17 protein-coding genes are annotated in these 16792 nt (G+C 43.8%); 9 read left to right on the top strand and 8 right to left on the bottom strand.

What is annotated here, in order from left to right; all coding sequences use genetic code 11:
* Together AACT19_RS09290 and AACT19_RS09285 are read right to left on the bottom strand one after the other, a co-directional pair.
* Positions 1 to 845 (bottom strand): glycyl radical enzyme domain-containing protein (locus tag AACT19_RS09290; RefSeq protein ID WP_242658935.1); only part of this gene is annotated, 845 nt, incomplete at its 3' end.
* Positions 846 to 1188: 343 nt separating this feature from the next.
* Complete coding sequence (locus AACT19_RS09285; RefSeq protein ID WP_076646046.1) at positions 1189 to 1788, bottom strand: class I SAM-dependent DNA methyltransferase; 600 nt, start codon at positions 1786 to 1788, stop codon at positions 1189 to 1191.
* A gap of 161 nt (positions 1789 to 1949) precedes the next feature.
* On the opposite strand from AACT19_RS09285, the gene AACT19_RS09280 reads away from it, so the two are divergent.
* Positions 1950 to 2828 (top strand): LysR family transcriptional regulator, encoded by an 879-nt coding sequence (locus tag AACT19_RS09280; protein WP_004730238.1) that lies wholly within the window; start codon positions 1950 to 1952, stop codon positions 2826 to 2828.
* 61 nt (positions 2829 to 2889) lie between these two features.
* Here the strand turns inward: AACT19_RS09280 and AACT19_RS09275 are convergent, their stop codons facing one another.
* Positions 2890 to 3240, bottom strand: coding sequence for a hypothetical protein (locus AACT19_RS09275; protein ID WP_004730237.1), 351 nt, complete (start codon positions 3238 to 3240; stop codon positions 2890 to 2892).
* Between the two features lie 309 nt (positions 3241 to 3549).
* On the opposite strand from AACT19_RS09275, the gene AACT19_RS09270 reads away from it, so the two are divergent.
* Entirely contained in the window at positions 3550 to 4446 is an 897-nt protein-coding gene (locus tag AACT19_RS09270; protein WP_004730235.1) for a cation diffusion facilitator family transporter, read from the top strand.
* A 50-nt stretch (positions 4447 to 4496) separates the two neighbouring features.
* Here AACT19_RS09270 and yddG read toward each other — a convergent pair whose 3' ends face one another.
* Together yddG and yjjG are read right to left on the bottom strand one after the other, a co-directional pair.
* Entirely contained in the window at positions 4497 to 5426 is a 930-nt protein-coding gene (gene yddG / locus AACT19_RS09265; RefSeq protein ID WP_076646045.1) for an aromatic amino acid DMT transporter YddG, read from the bottom strand.
* A gap of 261 nt (positions 5427 to 5687) precedes the next feature.
* A complete protein-coding gene (yjjG, locus tag AACT19_RS09260) occupies positions 5688 to 6362 on the bottom strand; it encodes a pyrimidine 5'-nucleotidase (RefSeq protein ID WP_017089582.1) in 675 nt (224 codons plus the stop codon).
* A 225-nt stretch (positions 6363 to 6587) separates the two neighbouring features.
* Here yjjG and AACT19_RS09255 point away from each other — a divergent pair, with 225 nt between their 5' ends.
* From AACT19_RS09255 to AACT19_RS09245, 3 genes are all read left to right on the top strand, one after another.
* A complete protein-coding gene (locus AACT19_RS09255) occupies positions 6588 to 6740 on the top strand; it encodes a hypothetical protein (RefSeq protein WP_004730229.1) in 153 nt (50 codons plus the stop codon).
* A 260-nt stretch (positions 6741 to 7000) separates the two neighbouring features.
* Positions 7001 to 8149: an L-threonine dehydrogenase gene (gene yiaY / locus AACT19_RS09250; protein WP_004730228.1), complete on the top strand. Its 1149-nt coding sequence runs from the start codon at positions 7001 to 7003 to the stop codon at positions 8147 to 8149.
* A gap of 208 nt (positions 8150 to 8357) precedes the next feature.
* The gene (locus AACT19_RS09245) at positions 8358 to 9281 is read left to right on the top strand and encodes a hypothetical protein (protein ID WP_076646044.1); all 924 of its coding nucleotides are present in this window, start codon (positions 8358 to 8360) and stop codon (positions 9279 to 9281) included.
* A gap of 149 nt (positions 9282 to 9430) precedes the next feature.
* Here AACT19_RS09245 and AACT19_RS09240 read toward each other — a convergent pair whose 3' ends face one another.
* Positions 9431 to 9865 (bottom strand): YccF domain-containing protein, encoded by a 435-nt coding sequence (locus AACT19_RS09240; RefSeq protein ID WP_004730224.1) that lies wholly within the window; start codon positions 9863 to 9865, stop codon positions 9431 to 9433.
* A gap of 256 nt (positions 9866 to 10121) precedes the next feature.
* Between AACT19_RS09240 and AACT19_RS09235 the strand changes: the two genes are divergently transcribed.
* Entirely contained in the window at positions 10122 to 10247 is a 126-nt protein-coding gene (locus tag AACT19_RS09235) for a hypothetical protein (RefSeq protein WP_017060906.1), read from the top strand.
* Positions 10248 to 10369: 122 nt separating this feature from the next.
* Here AACT19_RS09235 and AACT19_RS09230 read toward each other — a convergent pair whose 3' ends face one another.
* Entirely contained in the window at positions 10370 to 11446 is a 1077-nt protein-coding gene (locus AACT19_RS09230; protein ID WP_017079749.1) for a threonine aldolase family protein, read from the bottom strand.
* A gap of 303 nt (positions 11447 to 11749) precedes the next feature.
* On the opposite strand from AACT19_RS09230, the gene AACT19_RS09225 reads away from it, so the two are divergent.
* From AACT19_RS09225 to AACT19_RS09215, 3 genes are all read left to right on the top strand, one after another.
* Positions 11750 to 12364, top strand: a complete 615-nt coding sequence (locus AACT19_RS09225) for an NAD(P)H-dependent oxidoreductase (protein WP_017060908.1) — start codon at positions 11750 to 11752, stop codon at positions 12362 to 12364.
* 3 nt (positions 12365 to 12367) lie between these two features.
* On the top strand, positions 12368 to 14293 hold the full coding sequence (locus AACT19_RS09220; protein ID WP_076646043.1) for a monovalent cation:proton antiporter-2 (CPA2) family protein: 1926 nt from the start codon (positions 12368 to 12370) through the stop codon (positions 14291 to 14293).
* A gap of 541 nt (positions 14294 to 14834) precedes the next feature.
* Complete coding sequence (locus AACT19_RS09215; RefSeq protein WP_076646042.1) at positions 14835 to 16058, top strand: DUF819 family protein; 1224 nt, start codon at positions 14835 to 14837, stop codon at positions 16056 to 16058.
* 87 nt (positions 16059 to 16145) lie between these two features.
* Here the strand turns inward: AACT19_RS09215 and AACT19_RS09210 are convergent.
* The coding region (locus AACT19_RS09210) for a transporter (RefSeq protein ID WP_076646041.1) at positions 16146 to 16792 on the bottom strand (647 nt) is incomplete at its 5' end.

Here is a 16792-nt window from a genome sequence, read left to right as displayed (position 1 = left end):
ATGCCACTGTAATTCGGCAATACTTGTTGTAAGAAATCAGCACTGTCCTCAGACTTCAACGCCACTTGCTTGAGGTTCATACGCACCAAGGTGTTTGAACCGCCCGCTAAAGGCAAAGAGTTATAGCAGCTCACAATACCAAAACGCTTGTCGCCGTAAGCCTCGGCATGCGCTGGATAGTTTGCGATATGAGGTTTACTGCACTCGCAGATATTGCTTGCCGCATGACGAAGTAGATCATCAGGTGTCACAGCAGGGTCGTACATAAAGGTTAGGTTTGGTGCGATCTGCTTCAGTTCAGCGTCTACGCGCAAAATCGTACGACACACAATGTTGTCGGTCGGGCCGATATTCACATGCATAAAGGCATCTGGCAGTGTGCGGTCCAGCATAATCCAGAACAACTTAAGCTTTTGATATACCTGCTCATCCGTCAAGTCGCCAACAAATGGCATCAGTACATCATCCAACTGACCTAGGTATACCGGAATTGATGTCACAGACGGAACATGGTGGTAAAGGATGGTAAGCATGTTCAATGCTTCATCGAAATTAGTGGCCGCGCTAAGCTCTAAATACTTTGAGCCTTGATGTAAGTATTTAGAATAGTCTGGAAGTACATAGCGCGGCTTAAATGGTGCATGCCCTTCAAACATGTCACATAGCACACCTTGTTGTAGGGCTTGCTCTACTTCGTTGCTTACCGGCATGTACGGCAAGCTTGCTTCAGCTTCTAAGGCAAGATAACTCGACTTCTGCTTTGGAGACAGGTGGGCATCTGAAATGATATTGCTAAAGCGTTGTTGTTGCTCTGAAAGTTGTGGAGAAGCAGGTTGGTGGCTCATGATGAAACCCTTAATATTATTATGGGCTTATTTTATATCTCACTGTTACATTTCCACTAATGAAATGTATGCAAGACTATATTTCCAAAATGGAAATGAGTAATTTGTTAATTGCCGGAAATTAGCTTATCTATAAGCGAAATGGGAAGAAAGAAGCCAGTGTTGGCGTTGATAGTGATAGTGATAGTGATACTGAAGATATTGAAAAGTACTCACTGGCTCGCCTGTTTGAAACACAAACGACTAAAAATAGAAAACCCACATAACTGACCTTAAGATCGTTGATGTGGGTTTCGTTATTTTAGATGAGCATTACCGAGGCTAGCTCTAGGCATACACACGATTACAGATGAGGAAGCACTTGTTTGCGTCCAACACCCATCAATACCTTTAACTCTCCTTGTGGAGTGTTGATCGAGAACGGCGTTGATACTTCAACCACTGCAAAGCCAGCTGCACTCAATACATTCTCTGAGCGCTGTTGGCTTACACCGTAGTCTTCGCTGTCGTTCTCTAAGTACCAATCCCAGTGTACAAACGTGCCGTCATTTTCAAGCAGCGTGTAAATCAGACTGACTGTGTCTTGTAGGTTCGGGATAAAACCACACACCGAAGAGGCTACCACTAGGTCAAACTGGTTTCTGAATGCTGGATGCTGCGCTGCAAGCCCGCGCGATAAAAGATCAACAACCGGTTCAACATTGGGTAACTCTTTCTTATCTAACTCTTCAATCATCCCTTCAGAGATATCTAGTGCGATGATCTCTTTTGCTAAAGGAGATATTTTCTGGCTGAGTAATCCTGTACCACAACCAAAATCAAGGACACGGGTTCCGTTTAAATCAACGAGCGGTGTTAACTGGTCAAATACGGACTGTGTGAATACTGCGGTCGCGGGATCTTTATCCCAATCAACGGCGTACTCGTCCCATTGTTTCGCCATCATGGCCTCCATCTTTACTTCTTGTAGGTTCGGAACTTCCCCAGAATAAACCAAATTAGTCAATTCGTCATAGAGTTATCATGCAAAGATGGACTATTTCTAAGATAGTCAGCACAATATTCAGATAATATGCACCGACCCTCGCTCAATATGGAAATGAAATGAACCTTTCTCAAGTCCAAGCCTTTTGTTCTGTTGCTGATTTAGGATCAGTGTCTGAAGCGGCACGCCAGCTAGAATGCAACCGAACCAAACTCAGCATGTCGATTAAAGCCTTGGAAAAAGAGTTAGATGTCGAGCTGTTCGTACGCAGCGGAAACCACGTTGAACTTTCTGAAGCGGGCAAAGCCATTTACAAAGACTGCGAAGGCTTGTTGGTGACAGCAGCGCGTATTAAACAGACCTGCTTGCATGTTTCAGGCGAATTTAACGCGGAAATTTGGATTGCACGAGATGACTCCCTACCCGACGGAATGTGGCAGGATTTATCTCACGCCTTAAATAACAAGTACCCTTCTACCTCATTCAACTTTGTTCTCGCGTCAAGCGGCGACTTAGCTAACTTGGTTGAAACTCAGCAAGTCGACTTCGCATTTGGCGTCGATTACGAACGTGTCGATGACCCAAGAATTATCTACAATCCACTTGGTAAGATTCGAATGATGTCTGTGTGTAAGAAAGGACATGATCTGAGTGCGATGCGACGAGTGTCGGATGAAGTATTGAGAAATTCGATGCAAGCGACCATGGTTTATCTCAATGAGAAGGATAATCCTGAGCTTGAGCCCTTCTCTCGCCGTTATATTGGCTTCTCTAGCTTCGACTTCATGTTGGATACAATTTTGCGTGAAGAGGCGTGGGGCGTAATGCCAGAACCATTGATTCGCCATTTATTGCGTGAACAAGAGCTAGCGGTGATCAAGCACACTTATGGCCTGACTCAAGAGGACTACTGTATGTTTACCGCTGCAGGTATGGCAGAACACCCTGGTATGAATTGGTTAGCGGATCAGATCAGCGATTACTTGTTTGATTTTTAAAGTGTCAGATAATGTTCTATCTCGACACTTAAAATCATCTAACAAATAGAAAGTCCTCTCTTTAAAAGACCATCACATGATCAACTAAATAGCGTCCGTCTTCTTCAACCAACACCATTTCAGCCACAAACTCGCCTTTCGCAATGGTATACGCTTGCTTCCACACAAAGGCGATAGAATCTGAGCGTCTAAATAGTGCGACCTGCTTTCGTTCAGCAAAAAAGCCATTGCTGTGTTGATAATGGTGACATACCTTTTCTAAATATTCCGGCGTAACAATGTCTTTCATCCTTTGGGTAAAGTCTCGACAGTGCTGAGCATGATCAACCTTAGTTGAACCGTCCATCAAGTTATCCATGATCGGGTTAGCAATCACCCACAATTCGTTATCACTGATATCGTCAAACTTCATATTGATCCATTCCTTGTCCATTCCAATCCGTGCAGTCTCAGTCTCAGTCTCAGTAGAGTCTAGGAAATCAATGAGACCCTAGCGACTAATGTGTTTTATTAATCATAAACGATCCTATTTCAGTTGCACGCCATCTCCAAGAAACACTCAACGTCAATTTTACTGACACCGCAAGTTACCAATAAGTGATTGAATAATAACAGCTTGAATATAAAACGAGTTACTGACATATAAACATCATCAGATAAAGTTTGTAAAGTTAGCTCAATATTAGAACAATGAAGTTATCAAAAACATCTGGAAAATTTTATGTGTGACAGGAAAAGCCAAAACGAAAATCGAGTACTATTGTTCTCAGCCCTTTTAGCATCAGGCTTCGCAGTTGGCGGATTGGTGTTGGGTCTTCTCGTTGGCTCTCTGGTCATAGTATTTGACGGTGTCTATTCTCTTATCAGCTTACTGCTAACTTTATTGTCACTAGCTGCATCGAAATACATTAATCGCCCATCAGATAGGGAGTTCCCGTTTGGTCGAGCCATCATTGAACCAATTGTGATTGCGATTAAAGCCATTGTGATTCTGCTAGTGGTTAGCTATTCACTTTACTCTGCGATTGGTGCGTTAATGACGGGTGGTCGTGAAGTTGATGCTTCTATCGCGACTCTGTTTGGTATTTTCAACGTGTTGGGTTGTGGTTACGCTTGGTGGTACATCGCTAACAAGAGCAAGCGTATTTCTTCAGGTCTGATTCAGGCAGAGTCTAAGCAGTGGCAGATGGATACGCTCCTGAGTGTGGCAGTAACGGCTGGTTTCGTAGCAGCTTGGTTAATTACCTTTTCTCCACTTGCAGAATACGCGGTGTATGCCGACCCAATGATGATGTTGCTAATGTCTTTCTACTTCATCAAAGTACCTTTCGACATGTTACGTGAAGCCATGCGCGAACTGCTGATGATGTCGGCAAACAAGGATATTTGTGACGCGGTAGATAAGAACGTTGTCGCGGTAGACAAAGAAGCGGATCAAGATTTGGAGCTGATGGGGGTGACTAAGGTTGGCCCAGAACTAAGAATTAACGTTGATATTCATACCAACGACCAACAAGCCATTGCGGTCGATGATATTGAACGAACGCGCCGCCAGCTTAAGCGACGCCTATCTAAGATGCCTTATGAGCTTCAATTGAATCTCAATGTCGCGAGTTAAGTTTTCCACAGTAAACGAGGACACACCTCACCCGAAAACATAAACTCAGATTAAGAGTGAGATTGAGCCTTTTTAGAAGCCGACGCCTTTGCCGTCGGCTTTTCTCTTGTTACCCACCAGCAAGCGAGTGAACCAACGGTTACCATACAAACGCCCTGCCAAAATGTCATGGTCAACGACAAGCCTAAAATCAACGAAGAGAGTACGGTTGCGAAGATTGGCGTAAAATACGACATGGTCGCAAGAAATACCATATTGCCACCCAGAATTGCCGTATTCCAAAGCGCATAGCCTGCGCCCATACAAGCGCCAGCTAACGCTAAATCAATCGCTGTACTCGTTGTCATCACCATGCCTGTTTCATCACTCAATGCGTATTTGATCCACAGAGTGATCGCCGTAGCGATAAAGAAAAGCACAATCGCATTCTGCCCTTTAGCAACGCGCTGTGTGTAGTTGCAGTAAACAGCCCAAATAATCGCACCAAAAAACGCCATAGAATAGGTCTTAGGATTAGTCGCAATGTTGGCAGCAATTTGATCAACAGATAGACCTTGATCACCACTGATGCTCCAAGCCACACCGAAGAATGCCAAAAAGATACTTGGGTAAACTAACCAGTTAATCTTCTTGTCGCTCAGCAACACCGCAAACAACACCGTCAGTGCCGGCCATAGATAGTTAATTACGGCCATCTCTATCGCTTGATGTCGGCTGTTCGCCATTCCCAAAGCCAGAGCCAGGAAAATCTCATAACAAACGAACAAGGCACCGCCAATCAGTAGGTAAGATTTAGAGAAACGTGACAACTTTGGTAAACCCATAACACAGACCAACAACAGTGCACTCACCGTGTAAAGGCTGGCAGCACCACCAATTGGACCTAGCTGTTCTGAGACACTACGAGACAGAGCAATCAAACAGCTCCATAGTAAAATGGCGATAATACCGTAGCAGCTATAACGATGAGATTTCAGCACGCCTTTTCCTTTATCTATTTTTGATGGTCACTCTATGGTTAAACCAAGTTCAAAATAATTGGCCGAGTACATTTTCGTACTCGGCCATCAATGCTTTATTTACAAAGCAGCTATCAATTTACAAAGCACTAATCAATTAACGAAGCATCAATCAACTTACGAACCATCAATCAATTTGCAAAGCATTGGTCAATTAGCGAAATCAACCGATTGTGATTGTGATTGCGTATTCGCTAGTAGCAGTCAGTTGTTAACTATTAACTAAGCCAACAGCAGAGCTTGCAAGTCAGCTAGAGACTTCACTTGATAGTGAGGGTTGATGCCGGCTGGTGTTGCCTTTTCTTGACTGTTTAACCAGCAAGTTTCAATGCCAAAATCGAGTCCGCCTAGAATATCTGAATGTGGGTTATCCCCGACCATCAATATTCTTTGTTTCGATGGCAATCCAACCAGCTTATGCGCATATTCAAAAATCTCGGCATCCGGTTTGGCTACCCCAACCTCTTCAGAAATAATCACGTGATCAAAGTAATCCGTCATTCCTGTGCGCTCTAAACGGATAGACTGAAGCTCTGTAAAACCGTTAGTAATGATGCCCATGTTCACTTTGCCTTTTAAAGACTCCATCAACTCTTGTGCACCCGGTAACAAAGAACAGATATCTGCCATCGCCGTTAAAAATGCACTGTTTAAAGCAGCGGTTGTTGTTTCAAGCTTTTCAGCCCAACTTTCGAAGCGCGTATGTTTCAGTTGGTCTGCGGTAATGCGACCATCTTGGTAATCGACCCAAAGTGGTAAGTTAACCTTTTGATAAGCCGAATAATCTTGCTCGCTGAAATCCACACCAAAGCGAGAAAACATCAGCTTCATTCCTTGATAAGCATCAAAATGGAACAAGGTTTCATCTGCATCAAAGAATATCCAATCGTACTTCATTTTATTTCCTATTATTCGCGCTGTTGAGCAGTGCATGCACTGTTTTTGTCGTTGTTTTTATCGTTGCCTCAAAGGGCGGAGTATCACTTTACCCTCAATTTTGTGAGCCTGTATATAAATCTAATAATTTATAGAAAACAAGCCACAAGTCATGATGTATCGCAAATTTTGCCACATATTAAACCAATACCATACAAGAAATACACTTAGGTACCGGGAGGTACTATGAAGCACTTTTTACCGTCGTCTGTCATGCTCACCCCTTTTCTTGTCAAATACTATGACGAGGAGCCAGAAGACACGCTTGATTCTGAAGAGTCACAAGAACCTCAAATTGAATGCAGTGATGACTCAGATAAAAAGTCGACACAAGCCTAACTAGAGCAGCTTTCAATGAAAAAGCTTACTTTTCATTGTTATAGAGCACCATTCTGCCCTTAGTTGAATCAATTTATCACTATCCATTACTGACAAAGAACACAGCCAAAATCCATGAAAACGATTGCTATATGAGCCCTATCACAACGACTAGCCACAAAGTGGTAGTTCGGAATCAAAGTTGTTCCAGATCAATGGTCGACCACTTGAATGCCGACAACATGTAGGAAATTAAAAATCATAATTAACGGAGTTTTCCAATGTCTACTGCATTTTACATCCCTACAATCAACTTCATGGGTACTGGCTGTTTGAAAGATGCTGCTGATAGCATTCAGTCTCAAGGATTCAAAAAAGGTCTGATCGTAACTGATAAGATCCTGAATCAAATTGGCGTAGTTAAGCAGGTACAAGATCTTCTTAGCCAGCGTGGCGTAGACGCAGTTATATTCGACGGTACTCAACCAAACCCAACCATCACTAACGTGAACGATGGCCTTGAATTGCTGACTGACAACAATTGTGATTTTGTTGTTTCTCTAGGTGGCGGTTCTCCACATGACTGTGCAAAAGGTATCGCTCTGGTTGCTTCTAACGGCGGAAAAATTGCTGATTACGAAGGCGTAGACCAGTCTGAAAAGCCAATGATGCCACTGATTGCTATTAACACCACGGCTGGTACTGCATCTGAAATGACGCGCTTCTGCATCATTACTGATGAAGCTCGCCACATCAAGATGGCTATTGTGGATAAGCACACAACACCACTAATCTCAGTAAACGATCCTGAGTTGATGCTTGCTAAACCTGCATCACTAACTGCTGCAACAGGCATGGATGCGTTAACGCACGCAATCGAAGCTTATGTTTCTATCGCAGCAACGCCAATTACAGACGCTGTAGCAATTAAAGCAATCGAGCTTGTGCAAGCACACCTAAGAACAGCGGTAGCGCACGGCGAAGACATTGAAGCTCGTGAGCAAATGGCTTACGCGCAGTTCATGGCGGGTATGGCTTTCAACAACGCTTCACTAGGTTACGTTCACGCAATGGCGCACCAACTGGGTGGTTTCTACGACCTTCCTCACGGTGTATGTAACGCTATCTTGCTTCCACACGTTCAACGCTACAACGCACAAGTTTGCCCTGAGCGTCTACGTGATGTGGCAAAAGCAATGGGTGTAAATGTTGAAGGTATGACAGCAGAGCAAGGCGCAGAAGCAGCAATCAACGCGATTGTTCAACTTGCAAACGACGTGAACATTCCAACTGGTATCGCGCAACTTGGTGCGAAACTAGAAGACATCCCAACGCTGTCTGACAATGCACTGAAAGATGCTTGTGGTTTCACTAACCCTAAACAAGCGACACACGAAGAGATCTCAGCAATCTTCGAAGCGGCAATGTAATCTAGATACAAGTCACTTCTTATAGCTAACACAAACGGGCTCACCTCTGAGCCCGTTTTCTTTTTTCTGTCCGATGCCTTTCAAATCTTTTCCTTCTCCACTAGCCGCTAATCACTAATCACTAATCACTCATCACGAAAAAGTCGCATTGTTGCAATCGCTTAGTTATAGTTAAACTATTGATATATAGAATGACAAACAGGTTCCATTGAGTCGTAAGATAGCTAGCACCTCATTATTAGCATCACTTCTTGCTTACTCCGCTCAAGCAGAGGAGCAAAATGAGTGCCACAGTCAGCCGTTAGAAGACGCCCCTGTCGAAAAAGCTTACCATTTCCTGAACAGTAAATTTTGCCAACCCGCTCTGTGGTTTGACAGTTTTTTTGTTGATGACCGCATTACCGAAGATGCCAGAGCTGGCACGTCCGTCCGTTGGTATAACGATTTTATTTACTCGGAAGGTGGCGAGGTCGACTACTCAACAAAACTCAAGGCGCGTCTGCATCTTCCCTTTGTGAGTAAACGCCTAAAGTTGATCTACGAATCTGTCAGCGATGAAGAGTTCTTGGATTTTTTTCCGAATGATTCAGATGAATTGGACAGTGCGTTAGGCCTGCGTTACGACGCTTATGCCAAAGGTTATAGCAGCTTCAATATTAAGGCGACATTACGACCGCGTATTGAAGCTCGCTATCGTTTTACCTACCCTCTCACAACCGATGTGGTATTCAGACTTACCCAGCGGGTATATCAAGAAAAACAAGAAACTGGCGAGATCACTGACGTCGATTTTGATCTTTCTTTAAGTGATGATTTCTTGGCTCGATGGTCAAGCTTTGCAGGGTACAACGACGATCTCAAAGGTTGGAACTATGGTACGGGATTAACCTTGTATCACTACCTTGCCCAAGACCAAGCACTTCAATATAGCGCTACAATTAATGCAACGGATGAGCCTCATAATCATTACGAATACGCTCAGGTTTCGGTTACCTACCGACAAAACGTATGGAAAGAGTGGCTGTTCTACGAACTCATCCCTCGTTATCAATGGGAGCGAGAACCCTATGAGAAACATACCGAAGAAGCCAACATCACCCTTCGGCTTGAAGTCCTGTTCAATAATGTGTAGCTCTATAATGTTGAGTTCAACAACGTATACTAGCTCAACAACGCCTAGTTAGTGTTTGAGATATAAGCATCGAGAGATAAGAACAGAGGCACAAAAAAAACACATCATACGATGTGCTTTTTCAGTTTAATCAGGCTGAGAGTATAATCTTAACCTTTGTAATTTCTTACTCGCGCCGCTTCTGCTTCACGTTTATCGACAACTGTCTTACCGATTGGCGCCAGCGAGATAACCGCGAGCTTAAGATGTTGAATCGCGAACGGAATACCAATGATGGTAATGAAACACGCCACAGCTGACATGATGTGACCGATTGCTAGCCAGATACCCGCAAATAAGAACCAAATCACGTTACCAATCACGCCTAGCGGGCTCGTACCAATGTCCATTTCATTGGTCAGCTCGTCACGCGAAATCGCTTCCTGACCAAATGGGAAGAATGAGAAGTTACCCATAACAAAACACGCTCTACCCCATGGAATACCAACGATGGTAAGGAATGCGAGCAGTCCGAAGAACCACCAAGCTAGTCCCATAAATACGCCACCGAACAGAAACCAAATGATGTTTCCTATTGTTTTCATTCTGTATTCTCCAAATCTTGTAATACTGTTTATTTCATATGCCGAGTAAGGCAATACTTGTTCTAATAGGTTCATTATTGTTGAACCTTTATGAACCGTTTATGAATCACTTACATTTTATGTGATTGATACACGCCACGAAACGTCAAATCCGCATGGGGCTCATCGATTTTATTTGATACCATGCTCTTAGATTTTTAGTACCACAAAGCTAAACAGCTACAATAGCTACAACAACTAATTGAAGGCCGAATTTATGAACAACACTGAGCAACCTAAAAAGAAAATGAAAAACTGGGTGCCAATCGTCTTCTTCGGACTTCTCAGCACAGTCCCAGTGTTCATGTTCTTAGTCGACGTGTACATCAACCAGTATATGTAACAGAGCCGGACATCCTAGCTATATAAATGGATATAAGAACCCTTTCCTGTATCCATTTCAGTTCCAATTAGATCAGTTATTCTTCAGTCAGCTCTTCTGTAATCAACTCAACTCTTCCGTGATCAAATCAGCTCTTCGTTAATCAAATCTAGAATGTCTATCAGCTCATGATCAGGCAAATTTAGTAAGTTATCCCCTACATACCATTCAATCTTACATTGGTTTGGCAACTCACTGATCGCTGGGTTTCCTATCCAAATCTTGTGTTTCTTCGCTATGTTATCTCTCACTATAATGCCGTCTTCATAGCTCACAGGTAAATATAGGTGAAGCATGTTGACCTGCGGTTGCTGCGGATTAACAGTGAACTGAGGATAGTCTAATAAGATTTGGTAGATCTGTTTTGTTCGCTCAAACAGTGATGGCATCAACTCTAATCGCTCATCAAACTGCATTGCAGCTGAAACCACATAAGGCGTTCGGTGATAAACATTACCGCCCTGACGCTTCATCCACGCAGATGCTTTCGCCACAAAGGCTTTATCACCCAGTAACAGTGAACCACCGAGGCCGTTCAGCCCCTTATAAAGCGAAACATAGGCACTATCAAAACCCTTAGCAATTTCGCTGTATGGTTTTTGGTAATACGCGCCGCATTCCCACAAACGCGCACCGTCCATATGAAGGTGAATTGATTGTTCTTTGCAGTACTGCTTGATCGCTTCAAGCTCATCCCATTCAGGTAATTGGCCGCCGATTTCACGCATGGGTAATTCATATAGAGCGGCTGCAATCTCATCAGGCCACGCCTTTAAGTCATCAACATTCCAAGTGCGAAATACGTTACCAACGGGAAGTACGTTGAAGCGGTTTTGGAGCTGATACCCTTGGCGTTCATGACGCATAATATGACTCGATTCATGCATCGCCACTACTGGGTTTCTTTTCTCTTGGCACGCAATTTCTAATGCTGTTGGTTGATTCATGGTGCCAGTAATCACAAATACAGCCGCTTCATAACCTAGCAGTTCCGCGACTTTGTTTTCGAAGCTCTCGATAAACTCACCATCGCCATAGCTATCATGGCTCACATTGTGTGTCTCACACCATTCAGCCATCTGAGCGAATGTTTGTGCTGGAGTCGGTTCTAGGTGACCGGAAAGCAACAAATCACATTGTTGACGCAAGTCCATGCTCATAGTTTTTCCTTTATTCATTGTTGTTCTATGTAGGGTTATTGGATTATTTACGTTACACGCCAACGGTGACATAAAATGCCCATATTCGCTTTTACTATTCGTGAATAATTAGTTTTACTCAGTCATCGGCGGCTTGTGCCGGAAATACTCAAATTGACGGATGTTTTATATAATTAAGTACCTAAAAACACACGCATCTAAATAGATAAGTATGGGCTAATTCGTTGTTGTTCAACCATTCTTCTATTATTGTATATCTATAATTCCAATAAATATTATTCGTTAATGGACAAAGAGGGCTATATGTCGAAAAATCGAGTCTTGGTGCTATTCGCCCACCCTTCTCAGCATCGCTCTGAAGCTAACAAACCCTTATTTGAACAAGCCAAACGCATTAACGGGGTTACCTGTGTCGACCTCTATGCTGAGTACCCAACCTTCAAGATCAACATCGATCGTGAACAGAAACGCCTGTTGGACCATGACATCATCATTTTTCAATTCCCACTATATTGGTACTCAACCCCCGCGATTCTTAAAGAATGGCAAGACCTTGTTCTCGAATATGGCTTTGCTTATGGCACCGACGGTAATGAACTGCAAGGTAAAAGCTTGTTATGCAGTATCACCGCTGGTGGCAAGAAAGATGCTTATCAGACAGACGGTTATAACCACTTCACCATACGTGAACTGCTTCACCCAATCGAACAAACAGCATCTTTGTGCGGCATGAACTACTTGGCCCCATTGGCTTTATTTGGTTCACGTACTGCGTTGGAAGAAGGCCGAATTCAAGATCACGTAAACAGCTATAAAACACTTTTAGAGGCTTTTGTTGCGGGCGAAGTCGACCTTAAAAAGGCAAGCAAGGCTGAAAAGCTAAACCATTACGTTGATGAACTGATGAGCAGAGGTTAAATCATGACAGGATATTTTCTACAAGCATTTATCTATTTGCTCGCGGCAGTCATCGCGGTCCCTATCGCTAAGAGACTTGGCCTCGGCTCTGTGCTTGGTTACCTGATTGCCGGTGTTGTGATTGGCCCAATTATTGGTTTAGTTGGCGAAGAGACGACAACCATTCAACACTTTGCCGAATTCGGCGTGGTTATGATGCTGTTCTTAGTCGGGCTTGAACTTGAGCCTAAGATGCTTTGGGCAATGAGAAACCGTCTTATGGGACTGGGTGGCCTGCAAGTTGGCGGCACTACCGCGATTGTTATGGGTATTGCCCTATTCTTCGGGCAGCCTTGGACGATAGCACTCACCATCGGTTTGATCTTCGCACTGTCATCAACCGCGATTGTTCTACAAACATTCAATGAAAAAGGGTTGTCCAAAACTGAAGGGGGCAAGAACGCTTTCTCTGTGCTGCTTTTCCAAGATATTGCCGTCATCCCTATGTTGGCGTTCATTCCTCTATTAGCGTTGCCAGAATTAATTGAAGCTGCACAAAGCGCGGTCGCTTCAGCTTCTGATCACCATGAAGAGTTAAGTCTCGTTGCGGGCCTACCCGGTTGGGCTTATGGCCTTGTAATCACGGCATCTATTGCGATTGTTGTTGTCGGCGGGCACTTCTTGAGTCGTCCACTGTTCCGCTTTGTTGCAAGCTCAGGCCTGCGTGAAATCTTCACTGCAACCGCATTGATGTTGGTGATTGGTATTGCTGCACTAATGAGCCTAGTCGGCCTATCACCGGCTTTGGGTACCTTCCTTGCGGGTGTGGTATTAGCCAACAGTGAATTCCGCCACGAACTTGAGTCTAATATCGACCCGTTTAAAGGGCTACTACTTGGCTTGTTCTTTATTACCGTAGGTGCAGGCATCAACTTTGATGTTCTATTCAACGACTTTGGTTTGATCATTGGCCTCACCCTTGGCGTTATGCTACTCAAAGCCTTGGTGCTATTTACGTTGGCGTTAATCTTCAAAATCAAAAACAGTGACCGTTGGCTGTTTACATTGAGCTTGGCGCAAGCCGGTGAATTCGGTTTTGTCCTACTGAGCTTCTCATCCCAAAACCATGTACTGCCAGCCGATATTGTTCAAACACTGTCGCTGGTTGTTGCACTTTCAATGTTCCTAACGCCAGGGTTATTCATTCTATTTGATAAAGTGATACTTCCTCGTTACGAGCAAAAGTCTAACGATCGCGAAGAAGATACCATCGAAGAGAAAGGTACGGTGATCATTGCTGGTATTGGCCGATTCGGTCAGATTGTTAACCGCTTATTGGTATCGAATGACGTCAATACTGTGGTTTTAGATCATCAAGCTAATCAAGTAGACTTGCTACGTTCAATCAACATCAAATCTTACTTTGGTGATGCGACTCGTCATGACTTATTGCATACCGCTGGTATCGAAGAAGCCGCAATGTTGGTTGTGGCTATCGACAACCAAGACTCAAGTGTTGAATTGGTCAAATACGTTAAACACAACTACCCTAAAGTGAAAGTCTTAGCGCGTGCATTCGACCGTGGTCATAGCTACCGCTTAAGAGAAGCGGGTGCAGACTTTGTGGAATCAGAGACCTACCATTCTGCTCTTGAAATGGGTGCAGAAGCCTTGCGTTCTTTGGGTCATCACCCATTCTTTGTTGAACAACAAAAATCGACGTATCAACGTGTTGAAAGCCGTAAATCTGAAAAGCTGTACCAAGCTTGGTCTAAGGCAGAAGAGAACCCGCGCTACGACAACAACTACCGACAAATCTTCATTCACCTTGAAGAAGCAATGAAAGAAGATATGAAAAAAGACCGTTCAGACAAGCACTCTCGATCTGAACGAGGTTGGACACCGCCACCGAAAGGCTATGCAGATGGCTTTGAGGAAGAAGAGTCCTAAGCAGAACTCTAAATAACGGCGCTAGATAACCATACTAGGCAACCATCAAAAGCGGCTATTTAGGCCGCTTTTTCTTTCATTGAACCCCTACAAAACGTCAAATGAGCATAAGTATCAGGTGCTGAAACTCGTAATCCGAGAGATTTATGTGATCTAGCTAAAATTTTTAATTTCTGACCACATGGCAAAAGTGAATTCACTTTTTACATTATTGAAACATTCCAACCTCGCATAAACCACACCGTAAGCATGGCTATATATGCACTCATTTAAGTCATTCAATCATCGCCCCAATTCATAGCGACCACCCTCTAAGGCTTGAGTTACATTGCATATATCTAAATACGCCGCACAAGCCCCAACCCAACCATTCACCATGCAAATAAGTAGCGCACTGCATTCACAAATTCAACCCGTTAAAATTAACATAAACATTTCAAAACATGTCTATCGTTACAATTTGTAACGAATAGAGGTTATCGGTATAGTCCTGCAATTCAAAAAGTGAGACCTTTGCGCTCACCTTAAAGGAGATATAATAATGATTACTAATGATGCTGTAATAATGGGCATGTTAGCTGTTATTCTTGGCGGTGTTTTTATCACGGAAAGTAGCCAAAATAGCGCACTGAAAAAATTCTACTCGTTCGTTCCGGGTCTATTGCTCTGTTACTTTGTTCCTTCTCTACTGAACAGTTTAGGCATCATCGACGCATCAAACTCTAAGTTATACTTCGTTGCAAGTCGCTACCTATTACCAAGCGCACTCGTTCTACTGATCATCTCAGCAGACCTACGTAAAATCTTTGGCCTTGGTTCAAAAGCCGTCATCATGTTCCTAACCGGTACTGTCGGCATTATCATCGGTGGCCCGCTGGCTATCTTGATCATCGACCAAATTAACCCTGACCTTGTATCTGGCGACGTATGGCGCGGCCTCACAACCGTTGCTGGTTCTTGGATTGGCGGCGGTGCAAACCAAGCAGCAATGAAAGAAGTGTTCGAGGTTGATGACCAACTCTTCTCTGCAATGATTACGGTTGATGTTATCTGTGCAAACATTTGGATGGCCGTGTTACTTATCATGGCAGGTCGTCAGAAGAAGATTGATGCATGGTTAAAAGCGGATACTTCATCTATTGAAGAGCTAAAAGAGACCGTTTCTAAATACCAAGAAGACAACGCTCGCCCAACAACCACAACCGATCTCATGAAGATCACGGGGATTGCGTTCGGTCTTACCGGCCTAGCTCACTTTTTCAGTGACATGATTGCACCGTGGATCTCAACCAACGCTCCAGAACTTGCGAAATACAGCCTAACATCTGGTTTCTTCTGGTTAATCGTAATGGTAACGACGTTCGCGCTCATCGCTTCATGCTTCAAATCAACGCGTAGCCTTGAGCACAGTGGCGCATCAAAAGTAGGTTCAGCATTCATCTACATCCTAGTTGCAACTATCGGTATGCAAATGGATGTGACGGCTATCTTAGACAACCCAGGCTACTTCTTCATTGGTATCACATGGCTTACTATCCACGCCATTCTAATGATTGTGATGGCGAAGCTTATCCGTGCACCATTGTTCTTTATGGCTGTCGGTAGCCAAGCTAACGTTGGCGGCGCAGCATCGGCTCCTATCGTAGCAGCTGCATTCCACCCAGCATTGGCTCCAGTCGGTATCCTAATGGCAGTATTGGGTTACGCTCTCGGTACATACGGCGCTTACATCTGTGGTCTCATCATGCAGGCTGCTGCGGGTTAGTAGAATCGCTTCAATCCAATAACACAAAAGGCTGAACGATGATCGTTCAGCCTTTTACGTTTCTAAAACTGTATTTCAAATAACGGCTTAATCGAACAAAGACGCCAGTTTATTTTCCACAACTGGGCTGATATTAAAGCTCAACATAAAATCTGGACGCGTTTCTTCGTCTTTCTCAAGGTAATAGTTCGCTTCAATGCCAAACTTCCAAGGACGTCCGTTCAACACAGTAGTCTTGCTTACGCTTATATTCAACGGAATTTCCGCCTGATCCTTATTCCAGTCATACGAGAATGTCGGCGCAGAGCCTACCGTCCAACCTCCGCCTAATATCTCCACCCAAAAGACTTGTGTCGATGTCTTGTTGATTCGAGTATCAGAATGGTCGGCTCCGTCTCCAGAAACACCATACAAGTGGTTTGGGAACATACCAACAACTCGCTCACTACTCGCCTTCCCGAACATAAATTCAGGCCCGATAGCAAATTGATCAGCCGTTAAGTCATTACTACCTGTTGGCAAAGAAGCAAAAAGACCGAAAGCGACAATAGTACCGCCCTCCATTTTAGGCGCATAAGCTAAATCAAATGAGATGTCCGTAACGCCAGACTGATCCATATGCTGCGATCTTGTTGGTGAATCCATATGGAAATCGTTCTGTACATAAGAGATAGCCGGGCGGAAGATCACTTTGTCACCATTATCCATAGGGAAAGGCTTTGTTGCGTAATTCA

Source organism: Vibrio sp. 10N.222.47.A9, assembly GCF_963872585.1.
In the GTDB taxonomy this organism is placed as follows: Bacteria; Pseudomonadota; Gammaproteobacteria; order Enterobacterales; family Vibrionaceae; genus Vibrio; species Vibrio splendidus.
The sequence above is the reverse complement of the archived record's forward strand: the minus strand, read 5'-3'. Positions and strand labels throughout refer to the sequence as shown.

Excerpts from the sequence above, each read along its gene's own strand:
- AACT19_RS09285 (WP_076646046.1), bottom strand. The coding sequence starts at position 1,788 with ATGGCGAAACAATGGGACGAGTACGCCGTTGATTGGGATAAAGATCCC.
- AACT19_RS09280 (WP_004730238.1), top strand. The coding sequence starts at position 1,950 with ATGAACCTTTCTCAAGTCCAAGCCTTTTGTTCTGTTGCTGATTTAGGA.
- AACT19_RS09275 (WP_004730237.1), bottom strand. The coding sequence starts at position 3,240 with ATGAAGTTTGACGATATCAGTGATAACGAATTGTGGGTGATTGCTAAC.
- AACT19_RS09270 (WP_004730235.1), top strand. The coding sequence starts at position 3,550 with ATGTGTGACAGGAAAAGCCAAAACGAAAATCGAGTACTATTGTTCTCA.
- yjjG (WP_017089582.1), bottom strand. The coding sequence starts at position 6,362 with ATGAAGTACGATTGGATATTCTTTGATGCAGATGAAACCTTGTTCCAT.
- AACT19_RS09255 (WP_004730229.1), top strand. The coding sequence starts at position 6,588 with ATGAAGCACTTTTTACCGTCGTCTGTCATGCTCACCCCTTTTCTTGTC.
- yiaY (WP_004730228.1), top strand. The coding sequence starts at position 7,001 with ATGTCTACTGCATTTTACATCCCTACAATCAACTTCATGGGTACTGGC.
- AACT19_RS09240 (WP_004730224.1), bottom strand. The coding sequence starts at position 9,865 with ATGAAAACAATAGGAAACATCATTTGGTTTCTGTTCGGTGGCGTATTT.
- AACT19_RS09235 (WP_017060906.1), top strand. The coding sequence starts at position 10,122 with ATGAACAACACTGAGCAACCTAAAAAGAAAATGAAAAACTGGGTGCCA.
- AACT19_RS09230 (WP_017079749.1), bottom strand. The coding sequence starts at position 11,446 with ATGAGCATGGACTTGCGTCAACAATGTGATTTGTTGCTTTCCGGTCAC.
- AACT19_RS09225 (WP_017060908.1), top strand. The coding sequence starts at position 11,750 with ATGTCGAAAAATCGAGTCTTGGTGCTATTCGCCCACCCTTCTCAGCAT.
- AACT19_RS09220 (WP_076646043.1), top strand. The coding sequence starts at position 12,368 with ATGACAGGATATTTTCTACAAGCATTTATCTATTTGCTCGCGGCAGTC.
- AACT19_RS09215 (WP_076646042.1), top strand. The coding sequence starts at position 14,835 with ATGATTACTAATGATGCTGTAATAATGGGCATGTTAGCTGTTATTCTT.